A 16,845-nucleotide genomic window follows, 5' to 3' on the forward strand; every position below is an offset into this window, starting at 1 on the left:
ATTTTTTAATAGTCATATGAAATTGGACAAAATTATATGATATATTGTCCGAACTTCTAGAATACCATTATATTATATCAGATATTATAGGCAACGTTAGAGAAGGTATTAGTTGACTATAAATGTGGAATTATTCCCAAAAATATTGAGGGAGGGAATCACTTGGAAAAGGTAGATATTTTTAAAGATATTGCGGAACGCACAGGCGGTGATATTTATTTTGGAGTTGTAGGAGCTGTTCGAACAGGGAAATCAACATTTATTAAAAAATTTATGGAACTTGTAGTTATTCCTAATATTGAGAATGAGTCTGACCGTCAAAGGGCGCAAGATGAACTGCCTCAAAGTGCTGCTGGTCGTACAATCATGACGACGGAACCGAAGTTTGTTCCAAACCAAGCGGTTTCTATCGAAGTAGATGAAGGTCTTGAAGTGAATATTCGATTGGTAGATTGCGTTGGATATACGGTTCCAGGAGCAAAAGGCTATGAAGATGAGAATGGCCCGCGCATGATTAATACTCCTTGGTATGAAGAACCTATTCCATTCCATGAAGCTGCAGAAATCGGAACACGTAAAGTAATTCAAGAACATTCCACAATTGGTGTTGTAATTACAACAGATGGAACGATTGGTGAAATTCCAAGAAGAGATTATATAGAGGCAGAAGAACGCGTAGTAAATGAGTTAAAAGAAGTCGGAAAACCTTTCATTATGATCATTAACACTGTACAGCCGTATCATCCAGATACAGAGCAATTGCGCCAAAGTTTATCTGAAGAATATGATATCCCAGTCATTGCGATGAGTGTAGAAAGTTTAAGGGAAACAGATGTGTACAATGTGCTTCGAGAGGCTTTATTTGAGTTCCCGGTTTTAGAAGTGAATGTTAACCTTCCGAGCTGGGTGATGGTGTTAAATGAAGGGCATTGGTTGCGCCAAAGTTATCAAGAAGCTGTTCAAGAGACTGTGAAGGATATAAAACGTCTTCGTGATGTGGACCGTGTCGTTTGGCAGTTTAGTCAGTATGAATTTATTGATCGAGCGAGCTTAGCTGGCATTGATATGGGGCAAGGTGTAGCAGAGATTGATTTATATGCACCAGATGAATTATATGATCAAATTTTAAAAGAAGTAGTAGGAGTAGAAATTCGAGGGAAAGATCATTTATTAAAGCTTATGCTCGATTTATCTCATGCGAAAATAGAATACGATCAAGTGGCGGATGCCCTGCGTATGGTAAAGCAAACAGGATATGGTGTAGCAGCGCCTGCGTTAGCTGACATGAGCTTAGATGAGCCAGAAATTATTCGTCACGGTTCAAGGTTTGGTGTGAAACTAAAAGCTGTAGCTCCGTCTATTCATATGATTAAAGTAGATGTGGAGTCAACGTTTGAGCCAATTATTGGTACTGAAAAGCAAAGTGAAGAATTAGTTCGTTATTTAATGCAGGATTTTGAAGATGACCCATTATCAATTTGGAATTCTGATATATTCGGACGTTCACTTAGCTCTATTGTTCGAGAAGGCATTCAAGCGAAACTATCTTTAATGCCAGAAAATGCAAGATATAAATTAAAAGAAACGCTAGAAAGAATTATTAATGAAGGATCTGGCGGATTAATTGCGATTATATTATAAGAAAAAATCCCTCTCATCGTAGAGGGATTTTTTTGATTTTCGCGTATAGAATAGCAAAATAAACAGTCATTATCTAATATATTGTTGTAAATTGTCAAGTTTCATCAGATTTTCACATTTTAAGAGTAACAATTTCCTTAAAAATATTGAATTATAAAGGAGAATCGTATAATATAGGCGTTGATAATGATTTATCTACATCTTTGTAGTATAGAATTTGTAAAAATTGCCTACAAATGAAAGTAAGACTCATTTTATGATCATTATACAGTCTTATCTTTGGGAGGAGGTGAATGGCATGAACAAGACAGATTTAATCAATGCTGTTGCAGAAGCAAGTTCCCTTTCTAAAAAGGACGCAACAAAAGCAGTAGACGCTGTTTTTGATTCTATCTTAGAAGCTTTAAAACAAGGTGATAAAGTACAACTGATCGGATTCGGTAACTTCGAAGTTCGTGAGCGTGCGGCTCGTAAAGGTCGTAACCCACAAACAGGTGAGGAGATTGAAATCGCTGCAAGTAAAGTACCTGCATTCAAACCTGGTAAAGCGTTAAAAGATGCGGTTAAATAATCCTTACATATTAACAGGGAAGAAGAGTTTCCTTTTTGGGAACTCTTCTTTTTGCTTTTAAAAACATAAATATGCTAGAATGTGTTCGTATCACTTTTAGGTTTTCGGGAGGGCTAGCGGATGGCAAAAGTTAATTTAGAACAAATTGAACATGCAGTACGCCTTATTTTAGAGGCAATCGGAGATGACCCAAATCGTGAGGGAGTACTTGATACACCAAAGCGTGTGGCAAAAATGTACGCAGAAGTGTTCGCGGGTATGCATGAAGATCCGAAAGAACATTTGCATAAAGTGTTCGGAGAAGATCACGAGGAGCTTGTACTAGTAAAAGATATACCGTTTTATTCGATGTGTGAGCATCATTTAGTTCCATTCTATGGAGTTGCTCACGTTGCATATATTCCGCAAGGCGGAAAAGTGACAGGGTTAAGTAAATTAGCTCGAACTGTAGATACTATTGCACGTCGTCCACAACTGCAAGAACGTATTACATCAACAGTAGCGAACTCTATTATGGAAGTACTAGAACCGCATGGTGTAATGGTAGTAGTAGAAGCGGAACATATGTGCATGACGATGCGTGGTGTGAAAAAGCCGGGCGCGAAAACTGTAACAACAGCAGTACGTGGTGTGTTAGAAAATGATGCAGCGGCACGTAGTGAAATTTTATCTTTTATTAAAACAAAGTAAAGAAAAGTAGGAAACTGCTTTTCTTTTTTTTTTTTTTTATGTAAATAAATGATATAGTTTTAGCAAGGCAGAGTGAGAATAGAAAGACTACTAAAAAGAATGGAAGATGTTATTTAGTTCGGTGGAAGTTTGGAAAGAGTAGCCAAGTTTTGGTTATAGAAAATAGAATGTATGTGTTATAATAAGTTTTATGAATTAGAAAACAAGGGTGATTTTTGTGTGTGACATCTACGGAGGGTATGCGGGTATAAGAGAGAAATTGATGGAGAAATTACGCCATCCTTATTTTATAAACTATATTGAAGAACCATTTATTGATGAAGAAAAAATAGCATTGTTATATGGTGCTTTAAAAAGTGAAAATTTACATATAGAACAAATTGAGCATTATGTAGTAACGATTATGCTTGTGCAAATTGCGCTTGATACACATGAAAGAGTATCAAATAAAGCAGGGGAAGAAGCAAATGAATCGCATAAACGTCGCCAGTTAACAGTGCTTGCTGGTGATTACTATAGCGGGTTATATTATTACTTACTGTCTATGAATTGTGATATTGTTTTAATTCGTGCACTTGCTGAAGGAATTAAAGAAATTAATGAACACAAAATAATGTTATATCAAAAAGCGCATGAAACGATGGATGACATAATGGAAAGTGTAGTAACGATTGAGTCTGCACTCTTGCAAAAAACATGTGATCATTTTCATTTATCGCATTGGAAGCCGTTTATAACGTATGTACTAGGAAAAAACCGTCTTCAAAAAGAATATGAACTGCACGCTGATAAACAACATTCACCTGTTTTTCAAGCAGTTCAAGGGATTGTGAAGGATAAAGCGGAGGTAGAAACAGTTATTCATGGATGGATGATGGAACTCAGAAAGAAAGAAAATCAATATTTGGAAAACCACACAGATATAAGCGAAATAAACTCTGTGTTAAGAGATAAATCGAAGACATAAGCAATTTTACATTGGAAGAAGGTACGAGCATGCAACAATCAAAAGAAGAAAGAGTACATGATGTATTTGAGAAAATCTCTGATAAATACGATGTGATGAATTCTGTTATTAGTTTTCAAAGACATAAAGCGTGGCGTAAAGAGACGATGCGCATTATGGATGTAAAATCAGGTAGCAAAGCTCTTGATGTATGCTGCGGGACAGCAGACTGGACAATTGCGCTAGCTGGAGCGGTAGGTGAACAGGGCGAGGTTGTTGGTCTAGACTTCAGTGAAAATATGTTATCTGTCGGTAAGCAAAAGGTAGAGGCGTTACAATTAAAACAAGTAGAACTTTTACACGGGAATGCAATGGAACTTCCATTTGAAGATAACACGTTTGATTATGTAACGATTGGATTTGGTTTACGTAACGTACCGGATTATATGCACGTATTAAAAGAAATGACGCGTGTAGTAAAACCAGGTGGAAAAGTGATTTGTTTAGAAACATCTCAACCAACAATGATTGGTTTTCGACAAGGGTATATTTTATACTTTAAATATATCATGCCGTTATTTGGAAAGTTATTTGCGAAAAGTTTTAAAGAATATTCATGGCTGCAAGAATCTGCTAGTACATTCCCAGGTATGAAAGAATTGGCTAATATGTTCGAAAAAGCTGGACTTGAACGTGTACAAGTGAAGCCGTTTACTTTTGGGGTAGCAGCGATGCACTTAGGTATGAAACCAGAATCAAAATAGAAAAAAGAAAAAAGAAAAAGAAAAAAGAAGTTTTAGGTTAAGGTGAACAATATGAAGTTACAACTTATGTACTCTTTTTTACGATCGGATATTAATGTGATAGAAAAAGAATTAAAAAAGACAGTTGCTTCTGAACAGCCATTGGTAGAAGAGGCGGCATTACAACTTATTGAAGCTGGTGGGAAGCGAATTCGTCCTGTATTTGTGTTGCTTGCGGGAAAATTTGGAGATTATAAGTTAGATGCAATTAAACATGTAGCTGTTGCGTTAGAACTTATTCATATGGCTTCTCTTGTTCACGATGATGTTATTGATGCTGCATTTTTACGACGTGGTAGTGCAACTGTGAATGCGAAATGGGGAGATCGTATTGCAATGTATACAGGGGACTATTTGTTCGCTAAGTCTCTTGAATGTATAACAAATATCGAAATTCCAGAGGCGCATCAGGCGCTATCGCATACCATTTTAGAAGTGTGTAAAGGTGAAATTGAACAAATTAAAGATAAGTACAATTATGACCAAAATTTACGAACGTATTTAAGAAGAATAAAGCGAAAAACAGCCTTATTAATTGCTGCGAGTTGTCAACTAGGAGCAATTGCTGCTGGCGCTAATCGTGATACGGTAAATCGACTATTTTGGTATGGGTATTTTGTAGGAATGTCGTATCAAATTATTGATGATATTTTAGACTTCGTTTCCACAGAAGAGAAGCTTGGAAAACCTGCTGGTGGTGATTTGTTACAAGGGAATATTACGCTTCCTGCCCTATACGCTATGGAAGATCCCGTGCTTCGTAAGAAAATCACATCTGTACATGAAAATACAACAGCGGACGAAATGAAAGGAATTATTGAGGCTGTAAAAAATAGTGACGCTATTGATCAAGCATTTGCGTTTAGTGAACGTTATTTACATAAAGCATTAGAAATCATAAAACCACTTCCGCGTGGACAAGCGAAGTATGCATTACAAAATGTAGCAAAGTATATTGGGAAACGAAAATTTTAGTGTTTTTTCTAAAAAATAAAATAATCTCTCTATTTCAAAACTATTGCGCAATTGTGATAAGGGTGTTAATATGTGTGTGGGGATATACAATTACATACATAATTCAGAAGTGGAGAGATTTTTTATGGAAAAAACATTTCTAATGGTAAAACCAGACGGTGTACAACGTGCCTTCATTGGGGAAATCGTAGCTCGTTTTGAGAAAAAAGGCTTTCAATTAGTTGGTGCAAAATTAATGCAAGTCACTCCGGAAATTGCTGGACAACACTATGCTGAGCACACAGAGAAACCTTTCTTTGGTGAATTAGTAGACTTTATTACATCTGGACCTGTATTCGCAATGGTATGGCAAGGTGAAGGCGTAGTAGATACAGCTCGTAACATGATGGGTAAAACAAGACCACATGAAGCAGCTCCTGGAACAATTCGTGGAGATTTCGGTGTAACTGTTGCGAAAAACATTATCCATGGTTCTGATTCGTTAGAAAGTGCAGAGCGCGAGATTGCTATTTTCTTTAAGGAAGAAGAATTAGTTGACTACTCAAAATTAATGAATGAATGGATTTACTAATTATTTTGAAATAATTTGTAAACGCTTTAATCACTGTGATAATAGTAGAAAGTGCAAGGAGAATAGGGGTATTCTTCTTGCACTTTTTTTGTTTCAATTAGTTACGAAGTTAGAGCTGTTATGATATATTGATATGTAAAGTAAAAGGCCTATCGGAGAATAAGCGAATGGCTAATCAAATATATAATTTCTTTCATATTTTTAGAGTAAGGAAAGATAATATCATTGCTTAATATAGCGGGATAAATACATATACGAAAAGAGGAATAACGTATGCGATATATTACAGCTGGTGAATCTCATGGTCCACAACTTACAACGATTATAGAAGGTGTTCCGGCAGGACTGCCTTTAGTAGCGGATGATATAAATGAAGAGTTAGCTAGAAGGCAAAAGGGGCATGGGCGTGGTAGACGCATGCAAATTGAAACAGATCAAGTGCAAATTGTAAGTGGTGTTAGACATGGAGAGACATTAGGTTCTCCAATTGCACTTGTTGTTGAAAATCGTGATTTTGCACATTGGACAAAAATTATGGGCGCAGAGCCTTTAACGGAACAAGAAGAAAAAGAAATGAAAAGGAAAGTAACAAAACCAAGACCTGGGCATGCTGATTTAAATGGTGCGATTAAATATGGTCATAGAGATATGAGAAATGTACTGGAGCGTTCTTCAGCACGCGAAACGACAGTGCGTGTTGCTGCTGGTGCGGTTGCTAAAAAAGTGTTAGCAGAACTTGGTATTACAGTGGCGGGCCATGTAATTGAAATTGGCGGTGTACAGGCTCAGGAATTTACCTATAGTTCAATTGAAGAATTAAAAAGTATTACAGAAGCATCACCAGTACGTTGCTTAGATGAAGCAGCAGGTAACCAAATGATGAAAGCAATTGATGATGCGAAAGCAAATGGTGATTCAATAGGTGGAATCGTTGAAGTGATTGTGGAAGGAATGCCAATTGGGGTCGGTAGCTATGTGCATTATGATCGAAAACTGGATGCGAAATTAGCAGCTGCAATTATGAGCATTAATGCTTTTAAAGGTGTCGAGATTGGAATTGGTTTTGAAGCAGCGCATAGACCGGGAAGTGAAGTTCATGATGAAATTCTGTGGAATGAGGAACATGGATATACACGAAGAACAAATAATGCAGGTGGATTAGAAGGCGGTATGACGACTGGAATGCCAATTGTTGTGCGTGGTGTGATGAAACCGATCCCTACACTATATAAACCTCTTCAAAGTATAGATATTGATACGAAAGAGCCTTTTACAGCAAGTATTGAACGTTCAGATAGTTGTGCTGTTCCAGCAGCTAGTGTCGTTGCAGAAGCGGTTGTGGCTTGGGAATTAGCGACAGCTTTAATAGAACAATTCGGATTAGATCGTATGGACCTTATTCGTGAAAATATTGAGAAACATAATGAATATGCGAGGGGATTTTAATGGGAAACATACATATTCAAACGAAATCAAAAGAATATGATGTACATGTAGGAAAACAATCGTTGTCAAAGTTGACAACGATTGTTCAAAATATGCAGCCATCTGTATCAAACATCATGATCATTTCAGATGAAGCTGTTGCGTCTTTACATTTACAGACAGTTGTAGACGCGTTGCAAATAGAGCAAACAGTATTTTCATTCGTTGTACCGAGTGGCGAAAAAGAGAAGTCTTTTGAAAATTTCTATGCGGCTCATACGTCAGCTCTTGAAAATAAATTAGATAGAAATTCTTTAATTATTGCACTTGGAGGCGGGATGATTGGAGATTTAGCTGGTTTTGTTGCTGCGTCATTTATGCGTGGAATTCGCTTCGTTCAAGTTCCAACGACTTTATTAGCTCATGATAGCGCAGTAGGTGGGAAAGTAGCGATCAATCATCCGTTAGGTAAAAATATGATTGGTGCATTCCATCAACCGGAAGTAGTTGTATATCATACGCCGTTTTTACAGTCACTTCCTGAAAAAGAGTGGCGTTCAGGTTATGCAGAAGTGATAAAACATGCTCTTATTGGTGATGTAAAGCTGTATCATTGGTTAAAAGAAGAAGTGCAAACATTAGCGGATCTTCGTGATGAGAAGCTAATCCATATATTAACGAAGGCAATTCCTGTAAAGGCAAATATTGTATCACAAGATGAAACAGAAAAAGGCGTACGTGCCCATTTGAACTTTGGACATACGTTAGGCCATGCTCTTGAAAAAGAACTAGGATATGGAAATATTACTCACGGTGACGGAGTAGCGGTTGGAATATTATTTGCCTTGTTTTTAAGTGAGCAAGTGTACAAGGTTAATCTTTCTTATGAAGAGATGAAGCAGTGGTTCTTAAAGTACGGATATCCAAAAATGCCAAGAGATTTGAATGTAGAGCGTCTCGTTCAATTGATGAAACAAGATAAGAAAGCGAACGCTGGAGCAATTCATATGGTGTTAATGCAGGAATATGGGGTAGTGAATGTCGTATCTATTCCAGATGAGACTGTTCATATTGCGTTAGAGGCATTTCAAAAGGATATGGTTTAAAAGCTAAGAAGTGCTTGTTTAAAGGTATCCTCGTAATAGTGACGGTTAAGATAAACGATTGCAGTGAGAAATTACAACCTTATTGTAATTGAATTGAATAAAACGACTGGGGGAAGAAAAATGAGAGTGAAAGAGCAATTGTTAACTTTGAGAGCATATGTACCTGGGAAAAATATTGAAGAAGTAAAAAGGGAATATGGATTATCAAAAATTGTGAAATTAGCATCGAACGAAAATCCATTCGGTTGCTCAGCACGCGTAACAGAAGCATTAACTTCTTTAGCGAGTCAATACGCTCTTTATCCAGATGGATATGCATTTGAACTTCGGACAAAAGTAGCAGAGCAGTTAGGTGTCAAAGCAGAACAACTGTTATTTGGTAGTGGATTAGATGAAGTCATTCAAATGATTAGTCGTGCATTACTACATGAAGGAACAAATGTTGTAATGGCGAATCCAACATTCTCGCAATACCATCACCATGCTGTTATTGAAGGAGCAGAAGTTCGTGAAGTACCACTTAAAGATGGCATTCACGATTTAGATGCGATGTTACAGCAAGTAGATGATAAAACGAAGATTGTATGGATTTGTAACCCGAATAATCCGACAGGTACATATGTAGAGAAACAAAATTTACTTTCATTTTTAGAATCAGTTCCTAAGTCAGCGCTCGTTATTATGGACGAAGCATATTATGAATATGCTGGGGCAGAAGACTATCCGCAAACATTACCATTTCTTGAACAGTATGAAAATCTTATGGTTTTACGCACGTTTTCAAAAGCATATGGTTTAGCTGCTTTCCGTATCGGATATGCGGTTGGTAATGCGAATTTAATCGGGCAGCTAGAAGTAGCAAGGTTACCATTTAATACATCGACTGTAGCGCAGGCTGTAGCACTCGCTGCATTAGAAGATCAAGTATTTTTACAAGAATGTGTGAAAAAGAATGAAGAAGGATTAAATCAATATTACGCATTTTGTAAGGAATATAACGTATTCTATTATCCATCTCAAACAAATTTCATTTTCTTAAAACTCGGTATTCCTGGTAATGAGGCTTTCGAACGATTAATGAAGAAAGGATATATTGTTCGTTCTGGTGCTGCATTTGGTATACATGATGGTATTCGTATTACTGTCGGTTTGAAAGAAGAAAATGATGAAATTATAGAATTATTGAAAGAGCTTGTAAACGAGCAAGTAAAGAAAGAAGAAACATACTCTTAAGAGTTTGTGAAGGCTCCTAATATAGGAGTCTTTTTTATTTAAATGAAGGCCTGTAAAGCTTGATCCGTGCGTGTTAATAATTAATAAGGGAAGTTATTTGCACGGTAATGAAAGAAAACGGTACAATAGAAAGTAGTAATGCGGTATCGGTGTCATGTTTGAATCGTTGTCAGTGAAAGTACAAGATGAAGTATGCTCATTCTAAAGGTTGCGTTCGTACACCTAGTTGCTTATGATAAAGTGAAACTTTAATCAGTGAGGGGATGCTCATCCCCTCACTGATTATTAGCCCGCACCAATCGGGGTAAATGAACAGAAAATAATATTTGTTAGAATTAAAGGAGACGTTTATGCAAAAGTTTGAACAAGCTGTTTCATATATTGAAAATGGTGAAGCGGAAAAAGGATTACAATTATTAAAAGAACAATTAAAAATTGCGAATGATGAAGAGAAGTATGATATCGCTCGCTATTATCATACACTTGGATTTACGGATGAAGCGTTAGCTATTACAGAAGACTTGCGTTTATTGTATCCGGAAGAAAGTGAATTCACTGTATTTTTAGCAGAATTATATATTGATCTAGACAAAGAAGATGAAGCGATTGAAGTGCTTCATGATATTCCAGAAAATGATGACTTATATGTTCAATCGTTATTACTTGTTGCAGATTTATTCCAAATGCAAGGTTTCGATGATGTAGCAGAACAAAAACTATTAAAGGCGAAAGAAATGATGCCTGACGAACCTGTTATTACGTTTGGATTAGCAGAGTTATATAGTAGTAAAGGTGAAGAACAAAAGGCAATCACTCATTATGAGTCGCTATTAGCAGAACATAAAGTCATGGGTGGTGTTGTCATTGCACTTCGCCTCGCAGAAACGTTAAGTGCGATTGGAAATTGGGAAGAAGCGATCTCTTACTATGAAGCAGGTTTAGAGGAACAAAAAGATATCCACTCATTATTTGGATATGCCTTCACATTATACCAAGGTGAAGAATATCAAAGAGCAATTGGTGCTTGGCAAGAACTAAAAGAATTAGATCCGGAGTATGCATCGCTGTACATGTATTTGGCGAAAAGCTATGAAAAAGAAGGAATGCTTCAAGAAAGCTATGAAACACTTCAAGAAGGAATTAAAGTAGATGAGCTTTCTGTACCATTTTATGTAGAATTAGCGAACATTGCGGCGAAATTAGGAAGAATAGCGGAAGCAGAGGAAGTGCTTCAAAAAGCGCTTGAGTTAGATCCAGGACATTTAGGTGCGATATTAAAATATGCGTATATCTTAAAAGAACAAGAAAAATATGAAGAGTTAATTGCAGTTGTAGAGCGTGCGATTGATAGCGGAGAACCAGATACACAACTACTTTGGGATCTTGCGTTTGCAAAAAAACAATTAGAAATGTATTCGGATGCATTAAAACACTATGAAAGTGCATATACTTCTTTTAAGAATCATCCAGACTTCTTGGAAGAGTACGGTTATTTCTTATTGGAAGAAGGTATGCGAAAAGAGGCGAAAGAAGTATTTACTCAGTTAATACAACTAGACCCGACACAAATTCATATTGAAGAATTGTTATATAATTTAGAGGATTTTTCATAAGTTGGAAGGAAACTGAATACCGCTTCTTGAATCTAAAAAGAAAAGAGAAAGACAGAGGAGGGACTTAATTGCTATGAATACCCCTGTTTCTGTAAACGAGAAGAAGGATTTTGTAAAATGGTTTTTGAATAATTACCAACTGAAACAGCGTGAATGTGTATGGATTTTGAATTATTTAATGAGTCATGACCAATTGATGCATAAAGTCCACTTCGTAGAGCATGCAAAATATTGTCCGCGTGGTTTAGTGATGTCCGCGAATTGTGTGAAAGACACACCATTTCACTTTTTTAAACAAAATGTTATGACAACAGATGCTGAAAAATCGTTTCATGATATTCGTTTAAATCGAGATGAAGATATTTATATTCAACTCAATTTTAAATCATCGTTTCAAAATGCCAATTATGTAGCTGTATTAGAAGAAAACCCGTATTTACCAAAGCATATTGAAGTAAATGAAAAAGATCGTTTACTTGCAGAAAGATTTTTAGAAGAAAGTGTATTTTCTTTTAGAAGAGAACGTCTTTTGAAACAAATTGATGAAGCGCTGGATAAGCAAGATAAGGAAGCGTTTCATAAGTTAACAGCTGAGTTAAAGATGTTATAGAATTCATTTGGATTCATAAAATTTTACAAATTTCAGACTTTTTTAAGAAAAACTACCTTAATATAGGTAGTTTTTCTTTTTTTACCTCTTTTAGTATGGTTTAATATATATAAAGTGAAAGTTCTGTCATTTGAAAATGAAGGGAGGGAAGACATTTGAAGTGGAGTGTAAAAGATGTGGAGCAGTTTGAGCAAGCAAGAGATTATGTAGATACTGGTGTTATACCACTTTTATCAATTTCGGCAGCAAAAGAAATGAAAATGGTAGTAGAACAAGGTGAATTTATCGAATTGTTGAGTATGGAGTTGGAAAGAGAATATAAAGGAAGAGTACTTTTACTACCTGCATTTACGTATTTAGTAGAAAGTCAAAAAAATGAAAAAGGTCGTTTGCAAGAATGGACAAATCATTTGCAAAAGCAAGGTTTTAAGCATATTGCTTATGTTACAAGTGATTTTTCATGGAAAGAAGATATGCAAGAGTTACAAGGAGATTTATTTTGGTTTCCTTCATTAGCGTTAGAACAATTTAGTGATCAAGCGAAAAGAGAAGTTATTCATGCACATATAAAAAATATAATGGTGATGTTAGAAGAAAAATGGGGAAAGTAGTAATAAACAGAAAGTTCTTATTATTATGAGTAGTATGATATTGACCTGTACCTAAGCGTATTATATCATGATAGTGTCCTAGTTTTTATTTTTTATATAATTTATCACGAGGGGACAATTTCTGATAGAGGGGGGAAATTTTCGTGAGCGAGAAAGAACATCGTGTATCAAGAAGACAGTTTTTAAATTACACCCTTACAGGGGTAGGAGGCTTTATGGCAGCGGGTATTTTAATGCCGATGACGCGATTTGCGCTTGATCCGGTGTTAAGAAAAGAAGCGGGAACGGATATGGTTGCTGTTGCACAAGTAAAGGATATTACAACAGAGCCGAAACGTTTCGACTTTAAGGTGAAGCAGGTTGATGGTTGGTACAAGTCCGAAGAGCCAAAATCAGCTTGGGTTCATAAAGATGAAAGCGGAGACATTGTTGCGTTCTCTCCAGTATGTAAACATTTAGGATGTACAGTTAACTGGAATTCGGACAAAGCACATCCGAATCAATTCTTTTGTCCATGTCACGGGGGCCGTTACACAAAAGACGGGATGAACATTAAAGGCACGCCGCCCCTTGCTCCGCTTGATGTATACGAGTCCAAAGTAAAAGATGGAACGCTGTATTTAGGCAAAGCGAAGCCAAAAGGGGGTGCAAAGTAGATGCTAAATAAAATTTATGATTGGGTAGATGAAAGGTTAGATATTACACCAATATGGCGTGATATCGCTGATCATGAAGTACCTGAACATGTAAACCCGGCACATCACTTTTCTGCATTCGTTTATTGCTTTGGAGGACTTACCTTTTTCGTTACTGTAATTCAAATTTTATCAGGAATGTTTTTGACGATGTATTATGTGCCTGATATTAAAAATGCTTGGGAATCGGTTTATTATTTACAAAATGAAGTTGCATATGGGCAAATTGTTCGTGGTATGCACCACTGGGGCGCTAGTCTCGTCATTGTAATGATGTTTTTACATACACTTAGAGTTTTCTTCCAGGGTGCGTATAAAAAGCCTCGTGAGTTAAACTGGATTGTTGGTGTTCTTATTTTCTTTGTTATGTTAGGTCTTGGTTTTACCGGATATTTATTACCGTGGGATATGAAAGCATTATTTGCTACGAAAGTAGGGATTCAAATTGCAGAGCAAACGCCGCTCATTGGTCCTTATATTAAAACATTACTCGCTGGTCATTCCGAAATTGTTGGCGCTCAAACATTAACTCGCTTCTTTGCTATTCACGTCTTCTTCTTACCAGCAGCACTTCTAGGTTTAATGGCCTTCCACTTCATCATGATTCGCAAACAAGGTATTTCCGGTCCGCTATAAGAGATTGCTAAATTAAAGGGGAAAGAACTAAAGGAGGGAGATTATGCATCGAGGCAAAGGGATGAAGTTTGTAGGAGATTCTCGGGTACCAGTAGCTCGGAAACCAAATATTCCAAAAGACTATTCTGAATACCCAGGAAAAACAGAAGCGTTTTGGCCGAACTTCTTGTTAAAAGAATGGATGGTTGGTGCAGTTTTTTTAATCGGTTATTTATGTTTAACAGTGGCGCATCCGTCACCACTTGAGAGAATGGCGGATCCAACTGATGCCGGATATATACCACTTCCAGATTGGTATTTCTTATTCTTGTATCAGTTATTAAAGTATTCTTATGCTTCTGGTTCATTTACTGTAATTGGAGCGTTTATTATGCCAGGGATTGCGTTTGGCGCATTATTGTTAGCTCCATTTCTTGATCGAGGCCCAGAAAGACGCCCATTGAAGCGTCCTGTAGCAACTGGATTTATGCTTTTAGCAATTGCATCGATTATCTTTTTAACTTGGGAATCTGTAGCACACCACGACTGGGAAGCTGCAAAAAAACAAGGAGCAATTGTAAAAACAGCACCAGTTGATAAAAATGATGACGGCTATAAATTAATGCAAAAAAATACTTGTTTAACATGTCACGGTGACAATTTACAAGGCGGGGCAGCAGCGCCTGCACTGCAAAACTTAACTTTAAAGCCAGAAGAAATTGCTAAAATTGCGAAAGATGGAAAAGGTTCAATGCCTAAAGGTGTATTTAAAGGTACAGATGAGGAACTGAAGAAACTTTCGGAATTCGTTGCAAAGTATAATAAAAAATAATGAAAAGCTGACTACAAAAAAATGAAGTGAACCCAGAAAACGGGACACCTATCAAAACACCTAAACCACTTGTTCCCTAAACTCTTTAGGGGATAGGTGGTTTAATTTTTCTTGAATTCGCACACAATTGTAGTAATGAATGTATTCTAGCACAATCTTTCGCACAGTTGTGTTGGATACTTTTGTTATCTTTTGTGAGTAGACAGCTTCACTATGGGGTTTCTTATTTTTGGTGATATATCCATGAGGACACTCCAATCTTTATATAATTCCACGTACCGTATCGCTAGTAATTTTATAAATTGATACTTATATTATAGGTTTTTTATATATGTAAAATAAGGTTTGACCCTAAAAAATTTTCTCAACATTAAAAATCGCTTGTGGTTAAAGGAATTGTGTTAATATTTAAATAATATGTAGATAGTATATAAAGAGAGGGTGACGGGCGATGGAAACAAGGGATTTCACAAATACAGGATATGCATTATTACAAGAATGGTATCTTGAAATGGTTTCGCAGCATACAGAAAAAACGATTGCCTTGAAACAAGTTATAGATGAAAAATTTAATAGTATGAAAGCATATGACGATCTTTTAGATTATTACACCTTATTTAATTGTCGTTTCCAAATGTTAATCGGTAACTTTGAACATGATCTAGGAAGTCTTTCACATCTTCAGGAGCAAGCAGATTCAAGATTGCAATACTATTATCACTTTTTTAAATTCATCTATACAACAGAAATGGGACAGTATCCAAAAGCAGAACATCATTTGAGACTTGCAGAAGAATTACTACCAGTCCTTAATGACGAATTAGAAAATGCAGAGTTTCAATATAGAGTAGGCTTGTACCATTATTATTTATCACAACCCACTTTAGCGGTGAAACATACATCGAATGCCCTAGCATACTTCGAAAAAGATAAAGAGTTACATTCGTTTCATGCGAAGGTTGGAGCCTGTAAAAATACAATAGGGATGTCCCTTATTACACTTGATCAGCATGGTATGGCAGAAGAATATCTAATATCTGCCTTAAGTATACTAGAGGATGAAAAGGAATCGAAAGCAGCCCTAACGGTTCGTTATAATTTAGGTGTTTTCTATTCGAATCAAAAGCTGTGGGAGATATCTCTACGACATTTAGAAGATGTATATGAAAAATTCAGTTCTCCTCGATTACCGTATCAGAAAAAAGGTATACATACCTTAGCGGAAGTTCACTATAATTTAGGAAATTATGAAAAGGCAAGAAACTTTATTGCTGAAGGGTTAGAAGACTGTACGGAAGAATATCACCACCGTTATAAAATATTGAATGCTTTAGTTGATAAGGCTGCTATCGAAGAATTAGAGGCTATTGTTTTGGAAGCTATTGTTTATTTTAAAGATCAAAATATTTCGAAAGAAATTCAAAACTATTCTGAATTTTTAGCTAATGAGTGTTATAATATAGGAATGAAAGATAAGGCTTCAGATTACTATCGTATGAGTTATGAAGCTAAAATTTCAATAAAGGAAAAGGGGTATTTAAGATGAAAAAGATCAAGATTTTCGTTCTAAGTCTAGTAACTGTCGCTGTATTATCTGTTGGATTAAATAACCCTGAAATTCATCAAAATGCAACACAAAAATCACCTGTTGTACAATCTATGACTGAACCAGGTGGAGGAATCTAGTATAAGGTTCATTACCCCATTTAAAAACCGAATAATTATGATTTATAACAAAAATCCCATTTCGTAATGAAGTGCCCCCCGAAAACAGGACACCTATCAAAACACCTAAACCACTTGTTCCCTAAATTCTTTAGGGGATAGGTGGTTTAATTTTTCTTGAATTCGCACACAATTGTAGTAATGAATGTATTCTAGCACAATCTTTCGCACAGTTGTGTTGGA

Annotated in this window: 19 protein-coding genes and 1 pseudogene; 18 read left to right on the plus strand and 2 right to left on the minus strand. The window is 36.2% G+C overall.

What is annotated here, in order from left to right; genetic code table 11:
- Window positions 1-162 precede the first annotated feature (162 nt).
- The 16 genes from spoIVA to qcrC all read left to right on the plus strand — a co-directional run bounded on the left by spoIVA (window position 163) and on the right by qcrC (window position 14,937).
- Window positions 163-1,641, plus strand: a complete 1,479-nt coding sequence (gene spoIVA / locus ACSG5Z_RS20195; RefSeq protein WP_000416519.1) for a stage IV sporulation protein A — start codon at window positions 163-165, stop codon at window positions 1,639-1,641.
- Window positions 1,642-1,939: 298 nt separating this feature from the next.
- Window positions 1,940-2,212, plus strand: coding sequence for a non-specific DNA-binding protein Hbs (gene hbs / locus ACSG5Z_RS20200; RefSeq protein ID WP_001043860.1), 273 nt, complete (start codon window positions 1,940-1,942; stop codon window positions 2,210-2,212).
- 120 nt (window positions 2,213-2,332) lie between these two features.
- Window positions 2,333-2,902 carry a GTP cyclohydrolase I FolE gene (gene folE, locus ACSG5Z_RS20205; RefSeq protein WP_001151478.1) on the plus strand — a complete coding sequence of 190 codons (570 nt, stop codon included), beginning with the start codon at window positions 2,333-2,335 and terminating at the stop codon, window positions 2,900-2,902.
- A 217-nt stretch (window positions 2,903-3,119) separates the two neighbouring features.
- Window positions 3,120-3,869, plus strand: coding sequence for a heptaprenyl diphosphate synthase component 1 (locus tag ACSG5Z_RS20210; RefSeq protein WP_435712020.1), 750 nt, complete (start codon window positions 3,120-3,122; stop codon window positions 3,867-3,869).
- Between the two features lie 29 nt (window positions 3,870-3,898).
- Window positions 3,899-4,612 (plus strand): 2-heptaprenyl-1,4-naphthoquinone methyltransferase, encoded by a 714-nt coding sequence (gene menG / locus ACSG5Z_RS20215; protein WP_098857580.1) that lies wholly within the window; start codon window positions 3,899-3,901, stop codon window positions 4,610-4,612.
- Between the two features lie 51 nt (window positions 4,613-4,663).
- Window positions 4,664-5,626 (plus strand): heptaprenyl diphosphate synthase component II, encoded by a 963-nt coding sequence (gene hepT, locus ACSG5Z_RS20220; protein WP_000776075.1) that lies wholly within the window; start codon window positions 4,664-4,666, stop codon window positions 5,624-5,626.
- A 124-nt stretch (window positions 5,627-5,750) separates the two neighbouring features.
- On the plus strand, window positions 5,751-6,197 hold the full coding sequence (ndk, locus tag ACSG5Z_RS20225; RefSeq protein ID WP_000415885.1) for a nucleoside-diphosphate kinase: 447 nt from the start codon (window positions 5,751-5,753) through the stop codon (window positions 6,195-6,197).
- A 273-nt stretch (window positions 6,198-6,470) separates the two neighbouring features.
- The gene (gene aroC, locus ACSG5Z_RS20230; protein WP_087985544.1) at window positions 6,471-7,643 is read left to right on the plus strand and encodes a chorismate synthase; all 1,173 of its coding nucleotides are present in this window, start codon (window positions 6,471-6,473) and stop codon (window positions 7,641-7,643) included.
- Complete coding sequence (aroB, locus tag ACSG5Z_RS20235) at window positions 7,643-8,728, plus strand: 3-dehydroquinate synthase (protein WP_435712021.1); 1,086 nt, start codon at window positions 7,643-7,645, stop codon at window positions 8,726-8,728. Before aroC ends, aroB begins: the two co-directional genes overlap by 1 nt.
- A gap of 120 nt (window positions 8,729-8,848) precedes the next feature.
- Window positions 8,849-9,961, plus strand: a complete 1,113-nt coding sequence (hisC, locus tag ACSG5Z_RS20240; protein WP_147787258.1) for a histidinol-phosphate transaminase — start codon at window positions 8,849-8,851, stop codon at window positions 9,959-9,961.
- 350 nt (window positions 9,962-10,311) lie between these two features.
- Window positions 10,312-11,574 (plus strand): tetratricopeptide repeat protein, encoded by a 1,263-nt coding sequence (locus tag ACSG5Z_RS20245; protein ID WP_088062701.1) that lies wholly within the window; start codon window positions 10,312-10,314, stop codon window positions 11,572-11,574.
- Between the two features lie 73 nt (window positions 11,575-11,647).
- Window positions 11,648-12,184, plus strand: a complete 537-nt coding sequence (locus ACSG5Z_RS20250) for a ReoY family proteolytic degradation factor (protein ID WP_001095922.1) — start codon at window positions 11,648-11,650, stop codon at window positions 12,182-12,184.
- 155 nt (window positions 12,185-12,339) lie between these two features.
- A complete protein-coding gene (locus ACSG5Z_RS20255) occupies window positions 12,340-12,795 on the plus strand; it encodes a YpiF family protein (RefSeq protein ID WP_048543535.1) in 456 nt (151 codons plus the stop codon).
- A 143-nt stretch (window positions 12,796-12,938) separates the two neighbouring features.
- On the plus strand, window positions 12,939-13,451 hold the full coding sequence (gene qcrA / locus ACSG5Z_RS20260) for a menaquinol-cytochrome c reductase iron-sulfur subunit (RefSeq protein ID WP_001290419.1): 513 nt from the start codon (window positions 12,939-12,941) through the stop codon (window positions 13,449-13,451).
- The gene (gene qcrB / locus ACSG5Z_RS20265; protein ID WP_000932700.1) at window positions 13,452-14,126 is read left to right on the plus strand and encodes a menaquinol-cytochrome c reductase cytochrome b subunit; all 675 of its coding nucleotides are present in this window, start codon (window positions 13,452-13,454) and stop codon (window positions 14,124-14,126) included. It abuts the gene before it with no gap.
- 43 nt (window positions 14,127-14,169) lie between these two features.
- The gene (qcrC, locus tag ACSG5Z_RS20270; protein ID WP_000554601.1) at window positions 14,170-14,937 is read left to right on the plus strand and encodes a menaquinol-cytochrome c reductase cytochrome b/c subunit; all 768 of its coding nucleotides are present in this window, start codon (window positions 14,170-14,172) and stop codon (window positions 14,935-14,937) included.
- 60 nt (window positions 14,938-14,997) lie between these two features.
- Here the strand turns inward: qcrC and ACSG5Z_RS20275 are convergent.
- Window positions 14,998-15,150 (minus strand): annotated as a pseudogene (locus tag ACSG5Z_RS20275) (IS3 family transposase); the annotation flags it as partial.
- A 238-nt stretch (window positions 15,151-15,388) separates the two neighbouring features.
- Between ACSG5Z_RS20275 and ACSG5Z_RS20280 the strand changes: the two are divergent.
- Both ACSG5Z_RS20280 and ACSG5Z_RS20285 read left to right on the plus strand, forming a co-directional pair.
- Window positions 15,389-16,483, plus strand: coding sequence for a response regulator aspartate phosphatase (locus ACSG5Z_RS20280; protein WP_193671426.1), 1,095 nt, complete (start codon window positions 15,389-15,391; stop codon window positions 16,481-16,483).
- Entirely contained in the window at window positions 16,480-16,623 is a 144-nt protein-coding gene (locus ACSG5Z_RS20285) for a Phr family secreted Rap phosphatase inhibitor (protein WP_080377803.1), read from the plus strand. Before ACSG5Z_RS20280 ends, ACSG5Z_RS20285 begins: the two co-directional genes overlap by 4 nt.
- 105 nt (window positions 16,624-16,728) lie before the next feature.
- Here ACSG5Z_RS20285 and ACSG5Z_RS20290 read toward each other — a convergent pair.
- On the minus strand, window positions 16,729-16,845 hold a 117-nt coding region (locus ACSG5Z_RS20290; protein WP_141658065.1), incomplete at its 5' end, for an IS3 family transposase.

The sequence above is a fragment of the Bacillus pretiosus genome (assembly GCF_051294775.1).
Taxonomy (GTDB): Bacteria; Bacillota; Bacilli; order Bacillales; family Bacillaceae_G; genus Bacillus_A; species Bacillus_A wiedmannii.